The 23,015-nt window shown below is 71.6% G+C and carries 14 protein-coding genes; 7 read left to right on the plus strand and 7 right to left on the minus strand.

Going from position 1 to position 23,015, the window contains the following annotated elements:
- Positions 1-31 precede the first annotated feature (31 nt).
- A complete protein-coding gene (locus tag IGA62_RS06665) occupies positions 32-1,795 on the minus strand; it encodes a glycoside hydrolase family 6 protein (RefSeq protein WP_145815786.1) in 1,764 nt (587 codons plus the stop codon).
- A 493-nt stretch (positions 1,796-2,288) separates the two neighbouring features.
- Here IGA62_RS06665 and IGA62_RS06670 point away from each other — a divergent pair, with 493 nt between their 5' ends.
- Both IGA62_RS06670 and IGA62_RS06675 read left to right on the plus strand, forming a co-directional pair.
- On the plus strand, positions 2,289-3,278 hold the full coding sequence (locus IGA62_RS06670; protein WP_186499729.1) for a hypothetical protein: 990 nt from the start codon (positions 2,289-2,291) through the stop codon (positions 3,276-3,278).
- Positions 3,265-3,978, plus strand: coding sequence for a class F sortase (locus IGA62_RS06675; RefSeq protein WP_145815785.1), 714 nt, complete (start codon positions 3,265-3,267; stop codon positions 3,976-3,978). Before IGA62_RS06670 ends, IGA62_RS06675 begins: the two co-directional genes overlap by 14 nt.
- Positions 3,979-4,051: 73 nt before the next feature.
- Here IGA62_RS06675 and IGA62_RS06680 read toward each other — a convergent pair whose 3' ends face one another.
- A complete protein-coding gene (locus tag IGA62_RS06680; protein ID WP_145815784.1) occupies positions 4,052-9,130 on the minus strand; it encodes an NAD-glutamate dehydrogenase in 5,079 nt (1,692 codons plus the stop codon).
- A gap of 274 nt (positions 9,131-9,404) precedes the next feature.
- On the opposite strand from IGA62_RS06680, the gene IGA62_RS06685 reads away from it, so the two are divergent.
- From IGA62_RS06685 to IGA62_RS06695, 3 genes are all read left to right on the plus strand, one after another.
- Positions 9,405-11,360, plus strand: coding sequence for a penicillin-binding transpeptidase domain-containing protein (locus tag IGA62_RS06685; protein ID WP_145815783.1), 1,956 nt, complete (start codon positions 9,405-9,407; stop codon positions 11,358-11,360).
- Between the two features lie 86 nt (positions 11,361-11,446).
- Entirely contained in the window at positions 11,447-11,935 is a 489-nt protein-coding gene (locus tag IGA62_RS06690; protein WP_145815782.1) for a hypothetical protein, read from the plus strand.
- Positions 11,932-14,295: an ATP-binding protein gene (locus IGA62_RS06695; protein ID WP_232624905.1), complete on the plus strand. Its 2,364-nt coding sequence runs from the start codon at positions 11,932-11,934 to the stop codon at positions 14,293-14,295. The genes IGA62_RS06690 and IGA62_RS06695 overlap by 4 nt, the downstream gene beginning before the upstream one ends.
- 368 nt (positions 14,296-14,663) lie before the next feature.
- Here the strand turns inward: IGA62_RS06695 and IGA62_RS06700 are convergent, their stop codons facing one another.
- The 5 genes from IGA62_RS06700 to IGA62_RS06720 form a co-directional block, all read right to left on the minus strand.
- On the minus strand, positions 14,664-15,764 hold the full coding sequence (locus IGA62_RS06700) for an arginase family protein (RefSeq protein WP_332838459.1): 1,101 nt from the start codon (positions 15,762-15,764) through the stop codon (positions 14,664-14,666).
- 64 nt (positions 15,765-15,828) lie between these two features.
- On the minus strand, positions 15,829-16,746 hold the full coding sequence (locus IGA62_RS06705; RefSeq protein ID WP_145815780.1) for a tetratricopeptide repeat protein: 918 nt from the start codon (positions 16,744-16,746) through the stop codon (positions 15,829-15,831).
- Positions 16,747-16,872: 126 nt separating this feature from the next.
- Positions 16,873-18,561, minus strand: coding sequence for an acyl-CoA mutase large subunit family protein (locus tag IGA62_RS06710; RefSeq protein WP_145815779.1), 1,689 nt, complete (start codon positions 18,559-18,561; stop codon positions 16,873-16,875).
- A 98-nt stretch (positions 18,562-18,659) separates the two neighbouring features.
- The gene (meaB, locus tag IGA62_RS06715) at positions 18,660-19,595 is read right to left on the minus strand and encodes a methylmalonyl Co-A mutase-associated GTPase MeaB (protein WP_232625048.1); all 936 of its coding nucleotides are present in this window, start codon (positions 19,593-19,595) and stop codon (positions 18,660-18,662) included.
- A gap of 50 nt (positions 19,596-19,645) precedes the next feature.
- Entirely contained in the window at positions 19,646-20,845 is a 1,200-nt protein-coding gene (locus IGA62_RS06720) for an acetyl-CoA C-acetyltransferase (RefSeq protein ID WP_145815777.1), read from the minus strand.
- A 64-nt stretch (positions 20,846-20,909) separates the two neighbouring features.
- On the opposite strand from IGA62_RS06720, the gene mce reads away from it, so the two are divergent.
- On the plus strand, positions 20,910-21,374 hold the full coding sequence (mce, locus tag IGA62_RS06725) for a methylmalonyl-CoA epimerase (RefSeq protein ID WP_091450793.1): 465 nt from the start codon (positions 20,910-20,912) through the stop codon (positions 21,372-21,374).
- Positions 21,375-21,692: 318 nt separating this feature from the next.
- The gene (locus IGA62_RS06730; protein WP_145815776.1) at positions 21,693-22,958 is read left to right on the plus strand and encodes a DivIVA domain-containing protein; all 1,266 of its coding nucleotides are present in this window, start codon (positions 21,693-21,695) and stop codon (positions 22,956-22,958) included.
- Positions 22,959-23,015 lie beyond the last annotated feature (57 nt).

Raw genomic sequence — 23,015 nt, forward strand, 5'->3', positions numbered from 1 at the left:
AACCTGGAGGCGGCGGACAGGCCGCGGAGGTTCAGGAGAGCGGCGGGTACGCGTTGCGCATGAGCTCCTGGAACTGCGCGGAGAACCAGGCACCGGAGATCGGCGCGTTGGGCAGCGCGCCGCTCATGTTGTTGCCGTTGCGCGCGTTACCGGTGTAGGTCGGGTCGCACATCTGGTCGAAGCCCTTGCCCTCGTCGTTCGGGATGTACTTGCTGGAGCCGTCCGACTCGCCCGGGGGCTTGACCCAGACGTAGGCGTCGATGCCCGGCTCGGGCGCGACCTTCGGACGCTCGCCGAGGCCCGCACCGGCCTGGTTGCACCAGTTGCCGGCGTGGAGCCGGCGGTCGACCCGGCCACCGTTGACGTAGGTGTCCACACTGGTCGTCGCACCCGGACCGGTGGGCCGGGCGGTGCCGCCCCAGCCGTTGCGGGAGGTGTCGATCAGCATGCCGATACCGGAGTTGAAGCCGACCCGGACCAGCTCGTTGCGGAACGCCTGGGCGAAGGAGAGCTCGTCGACGTACTGGTTCCAGTCGATCCACTTGGACTGGCGGACGGTCTGGCCGTTCACACTGTCAGTGATCTTGATGTACGGCTCCCTCAGGGCGGAGTAGTTCGCCGTGTTGACGATGAAGCCGTGCACGTTGTTCACCGTGCTGCCGGAGGCCACCGCGGCCTCCTTGAGCTGGTTGGCGGTGGGGGTGAAGTTGCTGTCCCAGCCGATCCAGCCGTGGTGGGCGGCGTCGATGTAGTTGTAGACGTTGCCGAGCGCGCCCAGCTTGGCCAGGGCGTAGCCGACCCCGTTGACGTACGCGCCGTTCGCCTTCACGGTGTCGCACATCGCGGTGCCGCCCGGGTTGCCGGAGGTGTTGGTCACCAGGTTCGGCAGCGAGTCGATCTCGATGATGTTGATGATCCGCAGAGCCGCGTACTTCGGGTCGGCCTGGATCGCGGCGATCGGGTCGATGTACTGGGCCTTGTACTTGGGCAGCTCGTCCGCCTTCAGCTCCCCATTGGAGGCGAGCGCGGAACAGTCCCGGCCGGGCAGGTTGTAGATGACGAACTGGATGTAGCCGGCGCCCTGGGCGAGCGCGGCGTCCAGGTGGTCCCGCACGCCCATCGAACCGTTGGAGCTGCTGTCGTCGGTGCCCTCGATGGCGGCGATCCGGTCCAGCCAGACGGCGGTCGGGTTGTTGGAGATCCGGTTACCGCCCGGCTCCGCGTCCGCCTTGGCCTTCCACTCCGGGTTCACGTACCCCTTCACCCCGGCGTACGGATTGTCCACCTTGGGGCCACCGGGCGGCGGCGTGGTGGGCGGCGGGGTGGTCGGCGGCGGCGTCGAGGGGGGCGGGCTGGTGGGGGGCGTCCCGCCGTTGCAGGCCGTGCCGTTGATGGTGAACGACGTCGGCTTCGGGTTGCTGCCGCTCCAGGAGCCGTTGAAGCCGAGGCTCGTGGTGGCCCCGGTGGCGAGCGCACCGTTGTAGGACTCGTTCTGCGCGGTGACGTTCTGGCCCGACTGCGTCCAGCGCGCCGACCAACCCTGCTGCACCCGCTGGTTGGCGTCCGGGAAGGTGAAGCCGAGCGTCCAGCCGTTCAGCGGGTCGCCGAGGTTCTTGATGGTGATGGAGGCGGTGAACCCGCCCTGCCAGTCACTGGACGTGTAGCTGACGTCGCACTGGGTCGCGGCGTGCGCCACGGTGACCGGAATGGTCACCAGGCCGCCGGCGACCAGGGCGCTCGCACCGGTCAGCGCGAGTGCCCGCCGCCTGGCGGACAGACTTCTCCACAGATTCATGCCACTGATCTCCTTGGGCGAGACCGGACCAGGGAACGGCCCGGCTGCTTTCAGGCCCGGGAAACGGCGTTCCACAGAGGCCCTCGGGGGTGATGGGGGTGCCCGACCCGGACGGGCAGCGGTGGTGCCCTGCGGCCGAGCGAGCCGACCGACGGTACGGCCGCGACGTCGTCCGGTGGGGACCGGCTGCCCTCGACGCTCCGGCTACGCGGTGTGGCTCCTCGTACGCAGTGCAGTGATTCTTGCATGGGAGCGCTTCCATGACAACCTCTCGATACCTGTACGTCATCGACCGGGAATTTCCGGGCGATCGGCCGGTAACGCCGCGGGCGGGAGGTGATGCCCGCGAACGCCCCCTACCACCCGGGACGGCCGGTAGCCGACAGACTCCTAAACGCGAATCTTTCCCCGCATAGGTCGCGAATCGGTCTAACGTCTGCCTTAGCTCGGCTTCCGCCGGGCCAGGACGAAAAGGGATGGAGTGACGCAGGTCATGGCTACCAACAAGCTCGGGAAGGTCGTCGCAGGCGCCGCCCTCGGCGGGGCCTCCTTGCTGGTCTTCACGCCGGGGATCGCCTTCGCCGACAACGGCAACGGGCACCACGACCACCACAAGGGCAAGGTCTACGTCGATCCGCACGCCGTGCAGCCGGGCCACGATGTCAAGTTCATCGAGGTCTGCGCGGACCGCCAGGAGCACGCCTTCGTCTGGTCGAAGGTGACCGGGAAGGTCAAGCTCCACGCCCGGGACCACCACAAGAAGGAGCACGAGCGCGACGCGCGGGGCGAGGAGTCCGGGAACGACGAGTCGCCGAACGGCTCCGGCTCGGAGCACGGCGGCTGGAACGGCAAGGACAAGGACTCCGAGGGCGGCTGGAACGGCAAGGACTCCGAGTCCGAGGGCGGCTGGAACGGCCACGGCTCGAAGAACGGCAAGGACTCCGAATCCGAGTCCGGCAACGGCTGGGACAGCCACGGGGACGAGGCCGGACAGCCGGGTATGAACGGCGACTCCAAGTCCGGCGGCTGGGGTGGCGGCGACGAGGTCAAGGACGACGCCAAGAAGAAGGCCGAGGAGGAGGCCGCCAGGAAGAAGGCCGAAGAGGAGGCCGCGCGCAAGAAGGCCGAGGCCGAGGCCGCCGCCGAGGAGGAGGCCGCTGCCGAGGCGGAGGCCAACGGCAAGGACAAGGGCGCCGAGGAAGAGGCCGCTGCCGAGGAGAAGGCCGGGCACAAGGGACCGAAGTTCGTGTACTACGGCGAGGCCGAGATCCCGGCGGATGCCGAGCCCGGCACGTACAAGGTCAAGGGCTCCTGCGGCGAGGGCACCCTGGTCGTCCTGCCGACGGGGCCGGTCGACGGCGGTGACGGTGGCGCCACCGGCGGCGACCGCGGCATGGCGGTCAGCGGGGCGGCGATGCTCGGGGCCGCCGCGCTCGGCGGCATCGTGCTGATGCGGCGTCGTCGGGCCGATGAGCTGGTCTGACGCGGGGAAGCCCGCCGGCGGCCGTCACGGGAGACCGTGGCGCGCCGTCGGCGCGGCCGTGGTGACCCTCGGCGTACTCGGGGCCGGGCTGCTCGGGGTGGGATTGACGGAGCCGGAGCCGCCCCGGCCACCGCAGCCGGCGGTCGGCATCGGCGTGCCGGTCACCGGCACCCCGCCGAACCCCGCCGACCGGGCCGCGGGCGACCCCGACACGGAAGCGGGCGACACCGACCCGGTCGGGATGGACCGGTCCGAACCCACCACCATCACCATCCCCCGGATCGGGGTGAACGCCCCGATCATGTCGCTGGGGGTGGCGGCGGACGGGACCGTCGAGGTGCCCCCGTTGGAGCAGGCGCAGCTCGCCGGCTGGTACCGGCCCGGCCCCTCCCCCGGCGAGATCGGCAACGCGGTGATCGTCGGCCACGTCGACTCCAGCCACATCGGGCCGGCCGTCTTCTTCGACCTGGGCGCGCTGCTGCCCGGCGACACCATCTCCGTCGCCCGTCGGGACGGCAGCTCCGCCACCTTCCGGGTCGACGCGGTGCGGTCGTACCCGAAGGCGGAGTTCCCCTCCGCGCTGGTCTACGGCCCGAGCGACCGGGCCGGGCTACGGGTGGTCACCTGCGGTGGGCAGTTCGACGAGCGGAACCGCGACTACCCGGACAACGTGATCGTCTTCGCCACCCTGGTGACCTGACGGCCGGTGGCGGACGCCCTGCGCCGCGCGCCCGGTGGGAGCTCCCACCGGGCGCGCGGCGTGTGGACCCGCCTCAGCTCGCCGAGGAGGTACGCACCAACGTCCGGATCTGCCGCAGCAGGACGGAGAGCGCGGCCAGGTCCGCCCGGGACTCGTCGAACTCCCCCATCGCCCGGTGGGCCCGGTGGATCGACACGGCGTTGGACTGCTCCCAGACCTGCACCCGCTCCTGCGACGGCAGGGCCGCGTCGGTGGAGTCGAGCACCTCGTTGGTGAGCGCGGCCAGGGCGGCGTAGAGGTCGTACCGCAACGCCATCCGGGCCAGGGTCTGCCAGCGGTCCTCCCGGGGCAGCAGGGAGATCTTCGACAGCAGCGAGTCGACCCGGAACCGGTCGGAGAGGACGAAGTAGACCGAGGCCACCTCGCCGACGTCCTTGCCGGTCTGCGCCGCCGTCTCCACCACGTCCAGCAGGCCGAAGCTGTACATCAGCCGGGTCGCCTGCTCGGCCAGCTCCCGGGGGAGCCCCCGCTTGCTCATCGTGTCGACGTGCGCGGCCAGCGCCTCCCGCTCGGCACCGTAGAAGAGGTTCTCCAGTTCCGGCAGGAGCCGGGCCACCCCGTCGCGCAGGCGGGCGATCTCGACGGGCACGTCGATCGGCGAGCGCCGGTTGGTGACCAGCCAGCGCACCGCCCGGTCGAGCAGCCGCCGGGTGTCCAGGTAGCCACTGGTCTGCAACTCCGGGGCGACCCGGTTGTCCAGCGCCTCGATCGCGTTCCACAGCTCCCGGAGCCCGAAGACCTCCCGGACCACCACGTACGCCCGGATCACGTCCGCCGGGGACGCCGCCGTCTCCTCGACCACCCGGAACACGAACGAGATGCCACCCCGGTTGACCGCCTCGTTGACCAGCACGGTGGTGACGATGTCCCGGCGCAGCCGGTGCCGCTCCATCCGGTCGGCGAAACGCTGCCGCATCGGCGTCGGGAAGTAGTTGACCAGGACGTCGGTCGTCCACTCCTCGTCGGCCAGCCCGTCGGTGAGGATCTCCCGCTCCAGCGCGATCTTCACGTACGCGAGCAGCACCGCGAACTCCGGCGCGGTCAGCCCGGTCTCGGTTCGGGCGGCCAGTTCCTCGTCGGACGGGAGCGCCTCCAGCGCGCGGTTCAGCGCACCGGAGCGTTCCAGGTCGCTGATCATCCGGCGGTGTACCGGCAGCAGCGACGCGGACTGGGCCTGGGCGTTGTTCAGCGCCCGTGCCTGGTCGTAGTTGTCCCGCAGCACCAGCTCGGCGACCTCGTCGGTCATCTCGGCGAGCAGTTCGTCCCGGTCCGGGACGGTCAGCTCCCCGTCGGCCACCGCCGTGTTGAGCAGGATCTTGATGTTCACCTCGTGGTCGGAGCAGTCCACCCCGGCCGCGTTGTCGATGAAGTCGGTGTAGATCCGGCCGCCGGACTGGGCGTACTCGATCCGGCCGAGCTGGGTCCAGCCCAGGTTGCCGCCCTCGCCGGCCACCCGGCAGCGCAGGTCCTTGCCGTTGACCCGGATCGCGTCGTTGGACTTGTCCCCGACCTCGGCGTTGGTCTCGCCGGTGGACTTGACGTAGGTGCCGATGCCACCGTTCCAGAAGAGGTCCACCGGGGCGGTCAGGATCGCCTTCATCAGCTCCGGCGGTGACATCTGGGTGACGTCGCCGTCGAGGCCGAGCGCCGCCCGGACCTGCGGCGAGATCGGCACCGACTTGGCGGTCCGCGGGTACACCCCACCACCTGCGGAGATCAGGCCGGAGTCGTAGTCCTCCCACGACGACCGGGGCAGCTCGAACAGCCGTCTCCGTTCGGCGTACGAGGTCGCCGCGTCCGGCTCCGGGTCGAGGAAGATGTGCCGGTGGTCGAAGGCGGCGACCAGGCGGATGTGCTCGCTGAGCAGCATTCCGTTGCCGAACACGTCGCCGGACATGTCGCCCACGCCGACCACGGTGAAGTCCTCGGTCTGGGTGTCGTGCCCCAGCTCCCGGAAGTGCCGCTTGACCGACTCCCAGGCGCCCCGGGCGGTGATGCCCATCTTCTTGTGGTCGTAGCCGGCCGAACCGCCGGAGGCGAACGCGTCCCCCAGCCAGAACTGGTGCGCGGTGGAGATCTCGTTGGCGATGTCGGAGAAGGTCGCCGTCCCCTTGTCCGCCGCGACCACCAGGTACGGGTCGTCGCCGTCGTGGCGCACCACGTCGGTCGGGGGCACCACCGCACCGCTGACGATGTTGTCGGTGACGTCGAGCAGGGCGGAGATGAACTCCCGGTAGCAGGCCACCGCCTCGTCCCGGTCCCCCGGCTTCTGCTTGAGCACGAAGCCGCCCTTGGCCCCCACCGGCACGATCACGGCGTTCTTCACCATCTGCGCCTTGACCAGGCCGAGCACCTCGGTACGGAAGTCCTCCCGCCGGTCGGACCAGCGCAGCCCGCCCCGGGCCACCGGCCCGAACCGCAGGTGCACGCCCTCGAACCGGGGCGAGTAGACGAAGATCTCGTACTTCGGGCGGGGCGCGGGCAGATCCGGGATGGCCTGCGGGTCCAGCTTGAACGCCACGTACGACTTGGGTCGCCCGCCGTCCACCCGCTGGAAGAAGCTGGTCCGCAGGGTGGCCCGGATCAACGTCAGGTACGCCCGCAGGATGCGGTCCTGGTCGAGGCTGGACACGTCGTCCAGGGCCGCGTTGACGGTGTCGGCCAGTTCCGTGCCGCGCCGGTCCCGTTCCTCGGGCGTGAGCCCGACGGCCGGGTCGAAGCGCACCTCGAACAGTTCCACCAGCAGGGTGGCGATCTTCGGGTACGCGATGAAGGTGGACTCCATGTAGTCCTGCGAGAAGACCGTGCCCGCCTGGCGCAGGTACTTCGCGTACGCGCGCAGCACCACCACCTGCCGCCAGGTGAGCCCGGCGCGCAGCACCAGCTCGTTGAAGCCGTCCACCTCGGCCTCGCCCCGCCATGCGGCGGCGAAGGCGTTCTCCACGTGCGGGCGCACCTCGGACAGCTCCTGGTGCCCCTCGGGCAGTTGCAGGCCGAAGTCGTAGAGGTAGATCCGCCCGTCGATCCGGTCCACCTCGTACGGGTGCTCGTCGACCACCCGCACCCCGAGGGAGTGCAGCACCGGCAGCACGTCGGAGAGGAGCATCGGCTCGCCGTTGCGGTAGACCTTGAAGCGGACGTCCATCGCCTCGGCCGGATCGCCCGCGCCCCGCGCGCCGTTGCGCGGGGCGAACTGCTTGCGGAACAGGTGCATCTCGAGCTGGCCGGGCTCCTCCAGCAGCTCCAGCTTGGCCAGGTCCTTCATCGCCTCGTACGGCGTGTGCCCGTCCTTGTAGCCCTCGGGGAAGGCGTCGGCGTACCGGGTGAACAGGTGCTTGGCCTGTTCGTCGCCGAGCTTGCGCTCCAGCACCAGCCGGTAGTCGTCGTCCCAGAGCCGGGTCGCGTCGGCGAGTTCCTCGGCGAGCAGGTCGGCGTCGACGTCACCGGGCGGGTTCGCCGGGTCGGTCCGGACGATGAAGTGCACCCGGGCCAGCATCGACTCGGTGACCCGGGTGGTGTAGTCCACCCCGACCCCGTTCAGCTCGCGCAGCAGGATGTCCTGCATGCGCAGCCGGTTCTGCGTGGTGAACCGGTCCCGGGGCAGGTAGATCAGGCAGGAGATGAACCGGCCGTAGCCGTCCCGGCGCAGGAACACCCGCAGCTGGCGACGCCCGGCCATCCGGAGCACGCCGATCACCGCGTGGTAGAGGTCGTCGGTCTTGATCTGGAACAGCTCGTCGCGGGGGTAGGTCTCCAGGATCTGGAGCAGGTCCTTGCCGGAGTGACTGCGCGGGCTCAGCCCGGAGCGTTCCATCACCTCGGCCACCTTGCGGCGGACCACCGGCAGCTCGCGCACGCTGGTCCGGTACGCGGCGGTGGAGAAGAGCCCGAGGAAGCGCCGCTCCCCGACCACCTCGCCGTGCTCGTTGAAGATCTTGAAACCGATGTAGTCGAGGTACGCCGAGCGGTGGACGGTCGCCCGGGAGTTCGCCTTGGTGATGATCAGCAGGCGCTTCTCCAGCACCTTCTCGTGCGCCTCCGGCGGCATCGACGACAGCGTCCGGGGCTCGGTGCGGTCCTGCCGCAGGATGCCCAGGCCGGTGCCGAGCGTCGCCTCCAGCGCCTGGCCACGCGGTTCGTCGGGGGTACCGCCCTCGTCCACCTCGACCAGGCGGTACTCCCGGTAGCCGAGGAAGGTGAAGTGGTCGTGGGCCAGCCAGCGCAGCAGCTCCACCGAGTCGGTGATGTCCTTCTCCGGCACCGGCGGACGGTGGTCGGAGGTCCGCGCGGCGGAGAGCTCCTCGGCGAGGTCGATGGCCTGCTGGCGCATCCTCGGCCAGTCCTCGACGGCCTCCCGGACGTCGGTGAGCACCCGCTGGAGTTCGGCGCGGAGCCGGTCCCGCTGGGCCGGGTCCCGGATCGGGTCGATCTCGATGTGCATCCAGCTCTCGACGATGTCGCCGTCGATCGCGTCGTCCGGCTCGACGTCCGCCGCCACCTCGGCGAGCCGACCCAACGGCTCCCGCCGGACCACCACCAGCGGGTGCACCAGCAGGTGCACGTCCAGGTGGTGGGAGTTGAGCAGGGCGGTCACGGAGTCGACCAGGAACGGCATGTCGTCGGTGACGATCTCGATCACCGTGTGGTGCTGTTCGGCGTCCGGCTCGTGGATCCGCAGCTTCAACTCACCCGGAACCCGCTGCTCGGCCAGTTCGCGGTGGGCCCGGGCGGCGTCGAGCATCTCCTCGGCGGTGAACCCGATCAGCTCCTCGTCCGGCGCGAACCGCCAGAAGCGGTCGACCAGGGTGGCCGCGCCGTGGTCGTCGCCGGCCAGCGCGACCGCCTGGGCGACCAGGCGCTCCGCGTTGGGCACCGGCTCGTCGAGCTCGGCGTCCTCCACGTCGTCGCCGAGCGCCTCCACCGGCAGGCCAAGGTCGTACAAGGTGTCGATACTCGAGCCGGACATACCGGTTACTCCTGCATGAAGGCGGCCGGACCCATCGCGGTCGGTCGCCGACTCGAAACTGTCGTCGCGGCCGGAGCCTCCCGGCCGGAGGTCGGGTCCCGGTTTGATCGCCGGACGCCGGTCCATCGGTGCCACTCCCCTCGACCCACCGCGTTGTGGGTCACTCACCGTCCAGCCTAGGCCCTGTCGATCACGTTTCTCCTCGGCGGACCACAGGCTGGACTTCCGGTTCGGGACTGTGCCCATCCACCCGTTGCGGGTTCGAGGTGGCCGGGGCTGGAGTACCCCGACCCGCGATGTTCATCACACCACCGCCGGTCCCACTTCGTGGCCCCGGCACGGGACCCCCGGTGGACGGTTCGCGTACTACCGTGCAGGTCAGGCCGAGATCGGAGGGTCCATGTCCCTGTCCTACCCGCCCCGCCGCCCGCGTACCCGCCGCATGCGGAACGCCGTTTTCGCGGCGGTCGTCACCGCAGCGACACTGGTGGGGTGTTCCGGCGGTGACGGACCGGAGGAGAGCGTCGACGCGTTCCTCGCCGGCTGGCGCTCCGGTGACCTGCACGCGGTCGGCTTCCGCGACCCGACCGGGGCCCGGGTCCCGGCGGAACGGGTGACCGAGGAGATCCGGGCGCTCTCCGGAGAACTGGCCGACCGGCCACCGACCCTGCGCCGGTCCGGGGAACCAAAGATCACCCGGGATTCGGCAGAGGGACGGATCAGCGTGGAGTGGACGCTGCCCGGCGACACCCGGTGGCGCTACGAGCGCCCCGTCCGGCTGGCCCGCAGCGGGGACGGCGCGTGGCAGGTGGTCTGGGAGCCCGCCCTGGTGCAGGAGCAGTTGCTGCGCGGCGACCGGCTGGCCGTACGCCGGGTCGCCGCGCCCCGCGCCGCGGTGCTCGACACGGCCGGCGCACCGATCGTCGCTCCTCGGCCCGTGGTCCGGGTGGGAGTGCAGCCGAGCGAGGTCACCGACGCCCCGGCGCTGGCCCGCCGGCTCGACGCCGCGTTCAAGGCGGTACGCCCGGCGATCACCCCACCGGTCGACCTGTCCGACCTGCCGAAACGACTGGCCGACGCGAAACCGGACGCCTTCGTCGAGGTGGTCACCCTGCGGGAGGACGCATACCGGCAGATCCGCGACCGCATCTACGACCTGCCCGGCACGAAGTTCCGCAGCGAGAAGCTGGAACTGGCGCCCACCCGGGAGTTCGCCCGCGCCCTGCTCGGTTCGGTCGACGTGGCCACCGCCGACGACCTGGCCGCCAAGCCGGACGCCTACGCCGAGGGCGACCAGGTCGGCCACGGCGGCCTCCAGGGCCGGTACGACGAGCGGCTGCGCGGCGCCGCCGGGATCAGCGTGATCACCGAACGGCGGGGGCCGGAGGACACCTGGGCGCCGACCGGGACCGAGGTGTTCCGGAAGGACCCGCAGCCCGGGCAGGCCGTGCGGACCACTCTCGACCCGGCGGTGCAGAACGCGGCCGACGCCGCCCTGCGCGGGGAACGACGCCGGTCCGCCCTGGTCGCGGTACGCGTCAGCGACGGCGCGGTGCTCGCGGTCGCCAACGGCCCCGGCCCGGCCGGGGAGAACCTCGCGTTCACCGCCCAGGTGCCGCCCGGCTCGACCTTCAAGATGGTCAGCGCGCTCGGGCTGCTCGACCGGCAGGCGGTGACCCTGGACGCCCCGGTCGACTGCCCGAAGACGTTCACCGTCGACGGCCGCTCCTTCAAAAACTCGGAGAACTTCGCCCTGGGGAAGGTGCCGTTCCGGACCGACTTCGCGAAGTCCTGCAACACCGCCTTCGCCGCGCTCGCCCCGAAGCTCGGCGACGCCGGCCTCGCCGAGACCGGCCGGACGCTCGGCCTGGAGGCAAGCTGGGACCTCGGCGTGGACGCCTTCACCGGCAAGGTCTCCACCGGCGGCACCCCCGCCGAGCGGGCCGCCGCCGCCTTCGGTCAGGGCACCACGCTGGTCAGCCCGGTCGCCATGGCCGCCGCCACCGCCGCCGTCGCCCGGGGCCGCTGGGAACAGCCCAAGCTGGTCCTCGACCCGGCCCCCGGACAGCCCGCGCCGGCCGGGCCGCAACTCAGGCCGGAGTCGGTCGAGCCGCTGCGCACGATGATGCGCGAGGTGGTCACCGCCGGCACCGCCACCACCCTGCGGAGCGTCCCCGGCGAGCCGGTGCACGGCAAGACCGGCACCGCCGAGTACGACGACAACCCGGCGAACACGCACTCCTGGTTCGTCGGCTGGCAGGGCGACGTCGCCGTCGCCGTCTTCGTGGAGAGGGGCGGCTCCAGCACCGAGTCGGCCGTCCCGATCACCGCCCGCTTCCTGCGTGCCCTCGCCTGATACTCCGTCCCGGGTCGTCCCCGAGGGTCCGCCCTGGATCGGCGTGGACAAGCCGCACCACTGGCGTGTACGTCGACAATGGATCCGTGACGACGCGTGGCGGTAAGGGTTGGTGGCTGGCGGGCGTAGCCGCAGGTCTGGTGGCGTGTGCCCTGGGCGTTCTGCTGGCACGGACGGGGTTGGAGGACGCCGACCGGTGGGCCAGCGTAATCGGGGTGTTCCTGAACCTCACTGGCGTGGTCGTGGCCGGGTACAGCGCAGTCCAGGCCCGCCGCGCGTCCACCGCAGCGCCGGCGGCGGGCGAGAACGTGGACAACCGGATCGGCGGGGGCCGGTTCACCGGCGTAGTGGTGATGGGGCGGGACCTGGAGCAGGTGAGCACCACCGGTGAACCGGCACCGGATCCGGTCACGGGTCGGCCGCCGCTGGCAGGTGGCCCGCAGGCGGGGCACGTGTCCAACACGATCGACGACGGCCGGTTCCACGGGCCGGTCATCATGGGCCGGGACATGCGAGGCGTCGTCCTGCCCCTACCGGCCGGCCAGCAGCCTGACGCGGACGGACCGGCCCGGTGAGTACGTCGACTCCTGATCCGGCGGAAGTGTCGAACCGGATCACCAGCGGAGTGTTCTTCAGCGCGGTGGTGATGGGCCGCGACATCCAGGTGACGCTGCCGGCGGAGATCCGTCCCGCGTTGACCGGGCTGCCCCGCCCGGCGACGGTGTTCACCGGCCGCGACACCCAGGTCGATGCCCTGCTGGCGGGTCTGTCCCCGGACGGTGGGGACGGGTCGGTGTTGGTGTCGGCGGTGGCGGGGATGGCCGGGGTCGGTAAGACCGAACTGGTGGTGCAGACCGCGCACCGGGCACTACGCAGGCCGGGTTGGTTCCCGGGTGGGGTGCTGTTCGTGGACATGTTCGGCTACGACCCCGAGCGGCGGTTGTCCGCCGCCGACGCGTTGCTGGGTTGGTTGCAGGCCATCGGGATCCCCGGTGAGCACATCCCCGCCGGCGTACAGGACCGCGCCCGGCTGTGGCGCAGTGTCCTGGACGCCTACACCAGCCAGGACCGCCGCCTCCTGCTGATCATCGACAACGCCGCCACCGAGGACCAGGTCACCCCGCTACTCCCGGGCGACCCGGCGATCGCGGTGCTGGTCACCTCCCGGCACACCCTGGACATCGACGCCCGCCTGCACGACCTCGACATCCTCGACACCGACGCAGCGGTCGCCTTGATCCGCGAGGTCATCACCCACCGCCGCAGCACGGAGGATCCGCGCCTGCACGCGCCGGACCAGCAGGAGGCGATGACCGACCTGGCCGACGAGTTGTGCGCGGGGCTGCCTCTGGCGTTGCGGGTCGTCGCCGCGCTGCTGGCTGACCGCCGCCACCTGCAACCTGCCGCCCTGGCCGGCCGGCTCCGCGACGACCAGGCCCGCCTCGACGGGCTGTCCCGACAGCAGGTCGCCGTGCGGGCCGCGTTCGACCTGTCCTACCAGCACCTCACCGACGACCAAGCCCTGCTGTACCGGCTCCTACCGGTCAACCCCGGACCCGACATCGCCACCAAAGCTGCCGCGGCCCTGACCGACCTCCCCGTCGACCGGGTCGCGGTGCTGCTGGAAGACCTGCACCGCGCGCACCTGGTCGACGAACCGGCCGCCGACCGGTGGCGCATGCACGACCTCATCCGCCTCCACGCCGCCGGCCAACCTGCCACCAGCCCCGACGAGACCCCCATCGCCCGGCACCGACTGTTCACCCACTACCTGCACAACACCGAGGCAGCGAACACCCACCTCACGCCGACCGACCCGACTGACACCACCCGGTTCCCCAGCCGGCAGGACGCCCTACGCTGGCTCGACGCCGAACACGACAACCTCGTCGCCGTCTGCGTCAGCGCCCCCGTTCACGACCTGCCGCACATCGCCATCGGCCTCGCGTTCGCGCTCGCTCACTTCCTGAACTTCCGCCGTCACTTCACCGACTGGATCACCATCACCACCGCCGCCCGCGACATCTACCGGCAGCTCGGTGATCGCCATGGCGAAGCCCAGGCGTCGAGCAACCTCGGCCTCGCCCTGGCGGAGGTGCGGCGGTTCGACGAGGCCATCACCGCCCACACCACCGCCCGCGACATCCACCACCAGCTCGGCGACCACCACCGCGAAGGCATGGCGTGGAACAACCTCGGCCTTACCCTGGCGGAGGTGCGGCGGTTCGACGAGGCCATCACCGCCCACACCACCGCCCGCGACATCCACCACCAGCTCGGCGACCACCACCGCGAAGGCGGGGCGTGGGGCAACCTTGGCCTCGCCCTGGCGGAGGTGCGGCGGTTCGACGAAGCCATCACCGCCCACACCACCGCCCGCGACATCCACCACCAGCTCGGCGACCACCACCGCGAAGGCCGGGCGTGGAACAACCTCGGCCTTACCCTGGCGGAGGTGCGGCGGTTCGACGAAGCCATCACCGCCCACACCAACGACCTGGAGATCTGTCGCCAATTGGGCGATCGCCACGGCGAAGGCATGGCGTGGAACAACCTCGGCCTCGCCCTGCGGCAGGTGCGGCGGTTCGACGAGGCCATCACCGCCCACACCACCGCCCGCGACATCTACCGGCAGCTCGGTGATCGCCACCGCGAAGGCCGGGCGTGGGGCAACCTCGGCCTCGCCCTAGCGGAGGTGCGGCGGTTCGACGAGGCCATCACCGCCCACACCACCGCCCGCGACATCCTCGGCCAGTTCGGCGACCGCCACCGGGAAGGCATGGCGTGGAACAACCTGGGCAACGCCCTGCAGCAGGTGCGGCGGTTCGACGAGGCACGGAGCTGTTGGGAGCAGGCGGGTGATGCCTTCACCGAGACCGGTGACGCGGAAAGCGCCGCACTGGTCCGCACGCTCCTCGATAAACTGGAATCGTGAGGTCCGGGTGTCTGGACGTGGTCGGTCCGGGACTGTTGAAGATCGCCTTCCACTGGGCCAGTGGACATCGCCGACGGTCCGCCCAGCAAGGCGGTCCGTCAGCACGGCGCAGGGCGGACGCGGCGTGGAGGCAGCGGGCGTGATGGTCTGGAGGCTCTGGAGCTGTTCCTGGCCGTACAACTCGCCGGTCTCGATCAGGGCTGGAGTGACGCCATGATCGGCGGCGGTCGGTGCCGGCTGGGCCGGGAACACGCCGGAGCGTGCGGTCGGCCCTGATCAGTGGCCAGTTACGGTGGACTGCGGTCGGCGTGTCGTGTGGCTGAACTGTCAACAAGTGCGCGCACGCCCTCGTCGAGCCGTACGGACGATCACGAGCCCTCGGTCGCCACCTGGGTGTCCAGGCCGTCGGCCGGATCCGGGCCGGTGGGCGGATCGACGGACGGGGCCACGTCGTGGGCTGGCCCGAGGGGAAGCGACGGGGGTGCCGGGCGGGGTGACAGCAGGCGGGTTGCGGGGACCGGGCGGGGCGGCAGCAGCTTGGGCGGGACCGCGCCCGGCGCGGAGACCGGGGCCAGGCCGGCGACCAGCGTGTTGACGATCTCGGCGGCGTACGCGCCGTCCGGGTCGTAGTCGGGGTCGAAGACGGTCAGCTCCACCCCGAGGCAGTGCGGGGTGTCGACCAGTCCGGCGATCAGGATCTCCAACTCGGCGAAGGCGATGCCGCCCGGGTCGGGGGCATCCACCGCCGGCATCACCGCCGGGTCGAGCACATCGACGTCGACGTGCAGCCAGTAGCCGGCGCAGTCGGCCAGTTGCTCGTGGGCCCACTGCGCGGTCCGGGCCGCCCCCTCGGCGCGCAGCGCCGGCACCGGCCGGTTGACGATGCCGGCCGCCTGGAGGTCCAGGCGGTACTCGTCCTGCGCCCGGATGCCGAGCACCACCACGTCGACGTCCCGGAAGTACGGCCGGCGGCCCTCGATCGCGGCCAGGTCGGCCTGCCCCCGGCCGGTCACCAGGGCGAGGTCCTCACCGGCGGCGGCTCCGACGTAGGAGGCGTTGCCGGGGTGGCGGAAGTCGGAGTGACCGTCGACGAAGACCAGGCCGATCCGGCCGCCGACCGACTCGCCGAGCCGGTGCATGGCCAGTGCGGAGCCGAGCAGGACCGAGCAGTCCCCGCCGAGCACCACCGGGAACTCGCCCCGGTCGATGATGTCCCCGATCCGCCCGGCCAGCGCCGCCGAGTACTCCGCGATCTCCCGGGAGTGGCAGACCCCGTCACCGGGACGCCAGTCCCCCGGGTCGTACCGGGGTGGGGTGAGGCAGCCGGCGTCCCGGGCCCGCAGCCGGGCGAGGAGGCCGTGGTCGCGCAGCGCCCCCGGCGCCTTGCCGCACCCGGGCACGGAGGTGAGCGTGGGGGGCCGCAGGCCGAGGTTTGTCGGCGCGTCGAGGACGGCGATCCGGCGCGTCATTGGCTCCCGTCCTCGTGAGGTCGGGCGGGCCGGCCACCGCCGGCCCGCGCGGGCGTGGGGGTGGTCAGAACAGGGCGCTCGCCAGGGCTCGGCGGGCCTTGCCGACCGCGGGGTCGTCCGGGCCGGCGATGGTGAACAGCGAGACCAGGTGCTGGCGGGCCTTCTCCCGGTCGTCGCCGGCCGTCCGCCGGACCAGGGCGACCAGTCGAGCGTACGCCGCCTCGGCCTGACCGCTGAGCACCTCGACGTCGGCGGCGAGAAGTTGCGCCTCGACGTCGTCGGGGTCGGTCTGGGCGGCGGCGAGCGCGGCGACCGGGTCAGTCGCGCCGACCCGGCGGACCAGCCCGACCTGGGCCAGACCCGACTCGGCCGCGGCGTCCGCCGGGCTCTCGGCCAGGATCTTCCGGTACGCCGCCTCGGCCGCGTCCAGGTCGCCGGTCATCAACGCGTCGTCGGCCTCGTCGAGGCGGGGGTCGCCGGCCGGCTCGGCGGTGACGCCGCCGGCCTTGAGTACGGCCTGGATCCACTGCCGCAGCTGCGCCTCCGGCACCACACCGGAGAAGGCGTCGATCGGCTGCCCGCCGACGACCGCGAAGACCATCGGGATGCCCTGCACCCGGAACATCTGGGCCAGCCGGGGGTTGGCCTCGACGTCGACCTTGGCGAGCACCCACGCGCCGCCGCCCTCGGTGGCGAGCTTCTCCAGCACCGGGGAGAGCTGCTTGCAGGGCTCGCACCACTCGGCCCAGAAGTCGATCACGACCGGTGTGGTCAGCGAACGCTCCAGCACCTCGGACTGGAAGGTCGCTTCGGTCACGTCGATCACCGCTACCCCGGCGCCCGGTGTGGCACCGCCCGGCACACCGGCGGGCGGGCCGCCCTGGGCGGGGGCGGCGGGACGGGACGGGGTGGACGGGCGCAGCGCGCTGAGGTCGACCGCGCCGCGGGTGAAGATCGACGAGGTGATCCGTGGGTCGCTCATGGTTATCTAGTCTCGCACGTACCCGGTCCGGAACAGATCAGCCGACGTGCCGACACCTGTGACTTCCACGGCTGGTCGCGGGCGGTGCGGAGGGCCGGTGGAGCCCCGCACCGCCCGCGCCGGTTGTCAGAACCGGGCCGGTTCGCGGTAGACGCCCCACTCGGCACGCAGCGCGTCGCAGATCTCGCCGAGCGTTGCCTCGGCGCGGACCGCGTCGAGCATCGCCGGGATCATGTTCTCGTCGGTACGGCTGACCGCCACCATGTGCGCGATGGCGGCGGCGACCGCGTCGTTGTCCCGGCCGGCCTTGCGCTCGGCGAGCAGCTTGCGCTGTTCCAGCTCCACCTCGTGGGAGATGCGCAGGATCTCCAGGTCCTTGGCGACCGTGCCGGTGTGGCAGTTGACGCCGACGATCTTCTTCTCGCCCTTCTCCAGCGCCTGCTGGTAGACGAAGGCCGCCTCGGCGATGTGGCCGGTGAACCAGCCGTCCTCGATGCCCCGCAGGATGCCGGAGGTCATCGGACCGATCGTGTGTGGACCGTCCCCGCCCAACTGCCGGATCCGGGCGAAGATCTCCTCCGCCTCGGCCTCGATCCGGTCGGTGAGCGCCTCGACGTACCAGGAGCCGCCGAGCGGGTCGGCGACGTTGGTCACCCCGATCTCCTCCATCAGCACCTGCTGGGTCCGCAGGGCGATCTCGGCGGACTCGTCGGTGGGCAGCGCGAGCGTCTCGTCGAGGGCGTTGGTGTGCAGCGAGTTGGTGCCGCCGAGCACCGCCGCCAGGGCTTCGACCGCGGTACGGACCACGTTGTTCACCGGCTGCTGGGCGGTCAGCGACACCCCGGCGGTCTGGGTGTGGAACCGCATCCACATCGCCTTCTCACTGGTGGCGCCGTAGACGTCGCGCAGCCAGCGCGCCCAGATCCGCCGGGCGGCGCGGAACTTGGCGATCTCCTCGAAGAAGTCGACGTGCGAGTCGAAGAAGAAGCTGAGTCCGGGGGCGAAGACGTTGACGTCCAGGCCCCGGGAGAGCCCCAGCTCGACGTAACCGAATCCGTCGGCCAGGGTGTACGCCAGCTCCTGCGCGGCGGTCGAGCCGGCCTCGCGGATGTGGTAGCCGGAGACCGAGAGCGGCTTGTAGCGCGGGATGTCCCGGGCGCAGTACTCCATCAGGTCGCCGATCAGGCGCAGGTGCGGCTCGGGGTCGAAGAGCCACTCCTTCTGCGCGATGTACTCCTTGAAGATGTCGGTCTGGAGGGTGCCGTCGAGGCTGCCGATGTCGGCGCCCTGCCGCTCGGCGGCGACCAGGTACATGCAGAACACCGGCACCGCCGGACCGGAGATGGTCATGCTGGTGGTGACCCCGGCCAGGTCGATGCCGTCGAAGAGCGCCTCCATGTCGGCGGCGCTGTCGATGGCGACGCCGCAGTGGCCGACCTCGCCGAGCGACTGCGGGTCGTCGGAGTCCCGCCCCATCAGGGTCGGCATGTCGAAGGCCACGGAGAGCCCACCACCGCCCGCGCCGAGGATCATCTTGTAGCGCTCGTTGGTCTGCTGGGCGTTGCCGAAGCCGGCGAACTGCCGGATCGTCCAGGTCCGTCCCCGGTAGCCGGTCGGGTACAACCCCCGGGTGTACGGGAACTCCCCCGGCCAGCCGATGCGCTCGAAGCCCGGGTAGGCGACCCCCTCCGGCGGGCCGTACACCGGCTCGACCGGCAGGCCGGAGAGCGTGGTGAAGTCGGCGTCCCGCTTGCGCGCGGCGTCGTACCGGGCCTGCCAGCGGGCCCGTCCGGCGGCGATCTCGTCGGCGTTCATGCGCAGGGCTCCTCCTCGAGTCCTCGACTGCACGTCGAGTGTAAGACGCTCACCTGAACGATCGCTAAGGAATCTGCTACCGGCCGGTAGCCGCAGGCTCACCGCTCCAGTTCGGCGAGGAGTTCGCCAGCCGCCGCGTACGGGTCGAGGGCACCCTCGGCCACCCGCCCGGCGAGCGCCGCGAGGCCCGTACCGTCGCGGAGCGAGCCGATCCGGGCGCGGAGCACGCCGAGCGCGATCGCCTCGATCTCGGCGGCGGCCCGCGCCTCGCGGCGGCGACGCAGCTCGCCGTGCTCGACCAGCCAGCCCCGGTGCTTGTCGATCGCGGCGGCGATGTCGTCGATCCCCTCGCCCCGCGCGGCGATCGAGCGCACCACCTGGGGCCGCCACTCGCCCGGCCCGCGCTCGCCCAGCGCGATCATGCCGTTGATGTCGCGGACGGTGGCGTCGGCGCCGTCCCGGTCGGCCTTGTTGACCACGAAGATGTCGGCGATCTCCAGGATGCCGGCCTTGACCGCCTGGATCGCGTCGCCCATGCCGGGGGCGAGCAGCACCAGCGTGGTGTCGGCGAGCGAGGCCACCTCCACCTCGGCCTGCCCGACCCCGACCGTCTCCACCAGCACCACGTCGCAGCCCGCGCCCTCCAGCACCCGCACCGCCTGCGGGGTGGCCGCCGAGAGGCCGCCGAGGTGTCCCCGGCTGGACATCGAGCGGATGTAGACGCCGGGGTCGGTGGCGTGGTCCTGCATCCGGACCCGGTCGCCGAGGATCGCCCCACCGGTGAACGGGCTGGACGGGTCGACCGCGAGCACCCCGACCCGGTGGCCCCGGGCCCGCAGCGCCCGGACCAGTTCGTTGGTGGTGGTCGACTTCCCCACGCCGGGCGAGCCGGTCAACCCGACGACCTGGGCCTGCCCGGCGTACGGCGCGAGGGCCGCCGCGACCTGCGGCAACACCTCGTCGCCGGACTCGACCAGGGTGATCAGCCGGGCCACCGCGCGGGGGTCACCCGCGCGGGCCCGTTCCACCAGCATCGGTACGTCCCGGCTGCGCCGGATCGACGGCGCGGCGGTGCCCAGCTCACTCACTGAGCGTTCTCGCCCTCGGCCGGCACGTGGATGATCAGCGCGTCGCCCTGGCCGCCGCCACCACAGAGCGCCGCCGCCCCGGTGCCGCCACCGCGCCGCTTCAGCTCCAGTGCGAGGGTGAGCACCAGCCGGGCGCCGGACATGCCGATCGGGTGACCGAGCGCGATCGCGCCGCCGTTGGGGTTGACGATCGCCGGGTCCACCCCGAGGTCGCGGGTGGACTGGATACCGACCGCGGCGAACGCCTCGTTGATCTCGATGAGGTCGAGGTCGGAGATGCTGAGCCCGCCCTTCTTCAGGGCGTGCACGATCGCGTTGGAGGGCTGCGAGTGCAGGGAGTTGTCCGGACCGGCCACGTTGCCGTGCGCGCCGACCTCCGCCAGCCAGGTCAGCCCCAGCTCCTTGGCCTTGGCCTTGCTCATCACCACCACGGCGGCGGCCCCGTCGGAGATCGGCGACGCGCTGCCCGCGGTGATCGTGCCGTCCCTGGTGAACGCCGGACGGAGCTTGCCCAGCGACTCGACGGTGGTGTCCGGACGGATGCCCTCGTCCTCACCGATCACCAGCGGGTCGCCCTTGCGCTGCGGGATCAGCACCGGGGTGATCTCGTCGGCGAAGTGGCCGTTCTTCTGCGCGGCGGCGGCCTTGGAGTGGCTGGCGGCGGCGAAGGCGTCCTGCTCCTCGCGGGTGATGCCGTGCCGCACGCCGTGCCGCTCCGTGGACTCCCCCATCGAGCAGCAGTCCCAGGCGTCGGTGAGCCCGTCCATCGCCATGTGGTCCTTGATCGTCACGTCGCCGTACTTGTAGCCGGCGCGCTGGCCGAGCAGCAGGTGCGGGGCGTTGGTCATCGACTCCATGCCGCCGGCCACCACGATGTCGAACTCGCCGGCCCGGATGAGCTGGTCGGCCAGGGCGATCGCGTCGAGCCCGGAGAGACAGACCTTGTTGATGGTCAACGCCGGCACGGACATCGGGATGCCCGCCTCGACCGCCGCCTGCCGGGCGGGGATCTGCCCGGCGCCCGCCTGGAGCACCTGCCCCATGATCACGTACTGCACCTGCTCCGGGGCGACCCCCGCACGCTCCAGGGCGGCCTTGATCGCCACCCCGCCGAGCTGGGTCGCGGAGAGGTCCTTGAGATTGCCCAGCAGGCGCCCCATCGGGGTCCGCGCGCCGCTGACGATCACCGAAGCCATACTCTGCCTCCGAAGGGGTGGGCGAACCTGTACGCCTTAACGACTGTTCGGTCAGACTAGCGCCATGGCTGAGAACTCCCCCGTCGAGCCCGCTGCGGACTACGTCACAGACATCGGTATCCGCCGAATCGATCACGTCGGTGTGGCGGTCGCCGACCTGGACGCGGCGATCGACTTCTACCAGCGCACCTTCGGCATGCGCTGCGTACACATCGAGACCAACGCCGAGCAGGGTGTCCGCGAGGCGATGCTGGCGGTCGGCCCGACCACCGAGGGGGGCTGCCTGCAACTGCTCGCCCCGCTCACCGGCGAGTCGACGATCGCGAAGTTCCTGGACCGCAACGGGCCGGGGGTGCAGCAGGTCGCGTACACCGTCACCGACATCGACGCGGCGTGCGCGGCGCTGCGCGAGCGCGGCATGCGGGTGCTCTACGAGACCCCGCGCCGGGGCACCGCCGGCTCCCGGGTCAACTTCGTCCACCCCAAGGACGCCGGCGGTGTCCTCGTCGAACTGGTCCAACCCGCGTGAGGTGGTAGCAGGGGTCCCCTGTTACCGCTTTTTGTCGAGCAGGGGGCCCCTGCAACCACCCGAGACCGGCATTGGCTTTCGTCGGTGCTCGACCGGCACCGAATCGATCGATACCCACGGTGACGCGGAAAAGGGCGGCCGACCGGTGGGCGTCCTTTTCCACACCCGGCGGCCACGCCCCCGCGCCCCGGCCCGGACCTGCCAAGATCGCCTGTCCCGGACGGGCTCCCGGGCGGGCGGAGGTGACCATGTAATGAGGACACGAAAGCTCCGCACCACTCTTGCGAAGCACCCCGGGGCGTCTGCGAGTATGGGCCAATGCCCCAGCAGCAGTCCTCCCCTCTCGCGTTCTTCGATAACGCGAACTCCCAGCCGGACTTCACCGTTGGCCTGCGCGGATACAACACCGGCCAGGTCGACGACTTCATCGGGCGGCTGACCGCCGCGCTGACCCAGTCCGAGCAGGCCCGCGCCGAGGCCGAGCAGCGGATGAACGACGCGCAGCGCCGGCTCCGGCAGGCCGAGCAGCGCCTCGCGGCGCTGGAGCAGAAGCTCGCCGAGACCAACAAGCAGCTCGAGGAGAACAGCCGGCCGACCCTCTCCGGCCTCGGCACCCGGGTCGAGCAGATCCTGCGGCTGGCCGAGGAGCAGGCCAACGACCACCGCAACGAGGCCAAGCGCGAGTCCGAGGGCATCCTCTCCGCGGCCCGCCTGGAGGCGCGCGAGATCACCGACAAGGCGCGGGCCGAGGCGGCGGCCATGAAGGCCACCGCGGAGCGCGAGGCGGGCAGTGTCCGCACCACCGCCGAGCGGGAGGCGGCCGAGGTCCGGGTGCAGGCCCGGCGGGAGGCCGACACGCTGCGCGCGGACGCCGAGCGGGAGACCAAGCAGCTCCGCACGGTCACCGCGCACGAGGTGGCCGAGCTGAAGTCGACTGTCGAGCGGGAGGTGGCCACCCTGCGGGCCACCGCCGAGCGGGAGATCACCCAGCAGCGGGCCAAGGCGGCCCGTGAGGCCGAGGAGAAGCGCGCCGAGGCGACCAAGCTACTCACCGACGCCCGCGACAAGCGGGACAAGGACCTCCAGGCTCTGGAGCTCCAGCTCGCCGAGCGGCGGGAGAAGGCCGAGCGCGAGGAGTCCGAGCGGCACGCCGCGCAGGTCGCGCAGACCCAGAAGCTGGTCGGCGAGGCCGAGCAGCGGGCCCGCGCCGCGCAGGAGCGTGCCAAGGAGATCGAGCAGCGCGCCGAGGCCCGGCGGGTCGAGTCGGAGCGCACCGCCTCCGAGACCGTCGAGAAGGCCAAGTCGCTGGCCGAGAAGACGCTCGGCGAGGCCAAGGCCGAGTCACAGCGCCTGCTCAACGAGGCCCGCACCGAGGCCGAGCTGACCACCCAGGCCGCCCGGCGCGAGGTCGAGGACCTCACCCGCCAGAAGGACGCGGTCACCGCGCAGCTCGGGCAGATGCTCTCCGGCCTGGCCGGCATCGTGCCGGGTGTGCCGCAGCAGAAGGCCGCCGAGCCGCCGGCGGCAGCGCCGGCGAAGGCCGAGGAGTCCGCCGAGCGGGTTTCTGCGGAGAAGTCCAGCTGACGGCCCGCGCGTCGTCCGGGGCATGAGTCGTACGGCGCGGGGTGTCACCTTGAACGG

It is taken from the genome of Micromonospora sagamiensis, from assembly GCF_014680085.1.
Classification (GTDB): domain Bacteria; phylum Actinomycetota; class Actinomycetes; order Mycobacteriales; family Micromonosporaceae; genus Micromonospora; species Micromonospora inyonensis.

Bases quoted from the DNA above. Each gene is read 5' to 3' on its own strand.
- mce (WP_091450793.1), top strand. From the start codon at position 20,910: ATGGCTGAGAACTCCCCCGTCGAGCCCGCTGCGGACTACGTCACAGAC.
- IGA62_RS06680 (WP_145815784.1), bottom strand. From the start codon at position 9,130: ATGGACCGGCGTCCGGCGATCAAACCGGGACCCGACCTCCGGCCGGGA.
- IGA62_RS06705 (WP_145815780.1), bottom strand. From the start codon at position 16,746: ATGAGCGACCCACGGATCACCTCGTCGATCTTCACCCGCGGCGCGGTC.
- IGA62_RS06665 (WP_145815786.1), bottom strand. From the start codon at position 1,795: ATGAATCTGTGGAGAAGTCTGTCCGCCAGGCGGCGGGCACTCGCGCTG.
- IGA62_RS06675 (WP_145815785.1), top strand. From the start codon at position 3,265: ATGAGCTGGTCTGACGCGGGGAAGCCCGCCGGCGGCCGTCACGGGAGA.
- IGA62_RS06720 (WP_145815777.1), bottom strand. From the start codon at position 20,845: ATGGCTTCGGTGATCGTCAGCGGCGCGCGGACCCCGATGGGGCGCCTG.
- IGA62_RS06710 (WP_145815779.1), bottom strand. From the start codon at position 18,561: ATGAACGCCGACGAGATCGCCGCCGGACGGGCCCGCTGGCAGGCCCGG.
- IGA62_RS06730 (WP_145815776.1), top strand. From the start codon at position 21,693: ATGCCCCAGCAGCAGTCCTCCCCTCTCGCGTTCTTCGATAACGCGAAC.
- IGA62_RS06700 (WP_332838459.1), bottom strand. From the start codon at position 15,764: ATGACGCGCCGGATCGCCGTCCTCGACGCGCCGACAAACCTCGGCCTG.
- meaB (WP_232625048.1), bottom strand. From the start codon at position 19,595: ATGCTGGTGGAACGGGCCCGCGCGGGTGACCCCCGCGCGGTGGCCCGG.
- IGA62_RS06685 (WP_145815783.1), top strand. From the start codon at position 9,405: ATGTCCCTGTCCTACCCGCCCCGCCGCCCGCGTACCCGCCGCATGCGG.
- IGA62_RS06670 (WP_186499729.1), top strand. From the start codon at position 2,289: ATGGCTACCAACAAGCTCGGGAAGGTCGTCGCAGGCGCCGCCCTCGGC.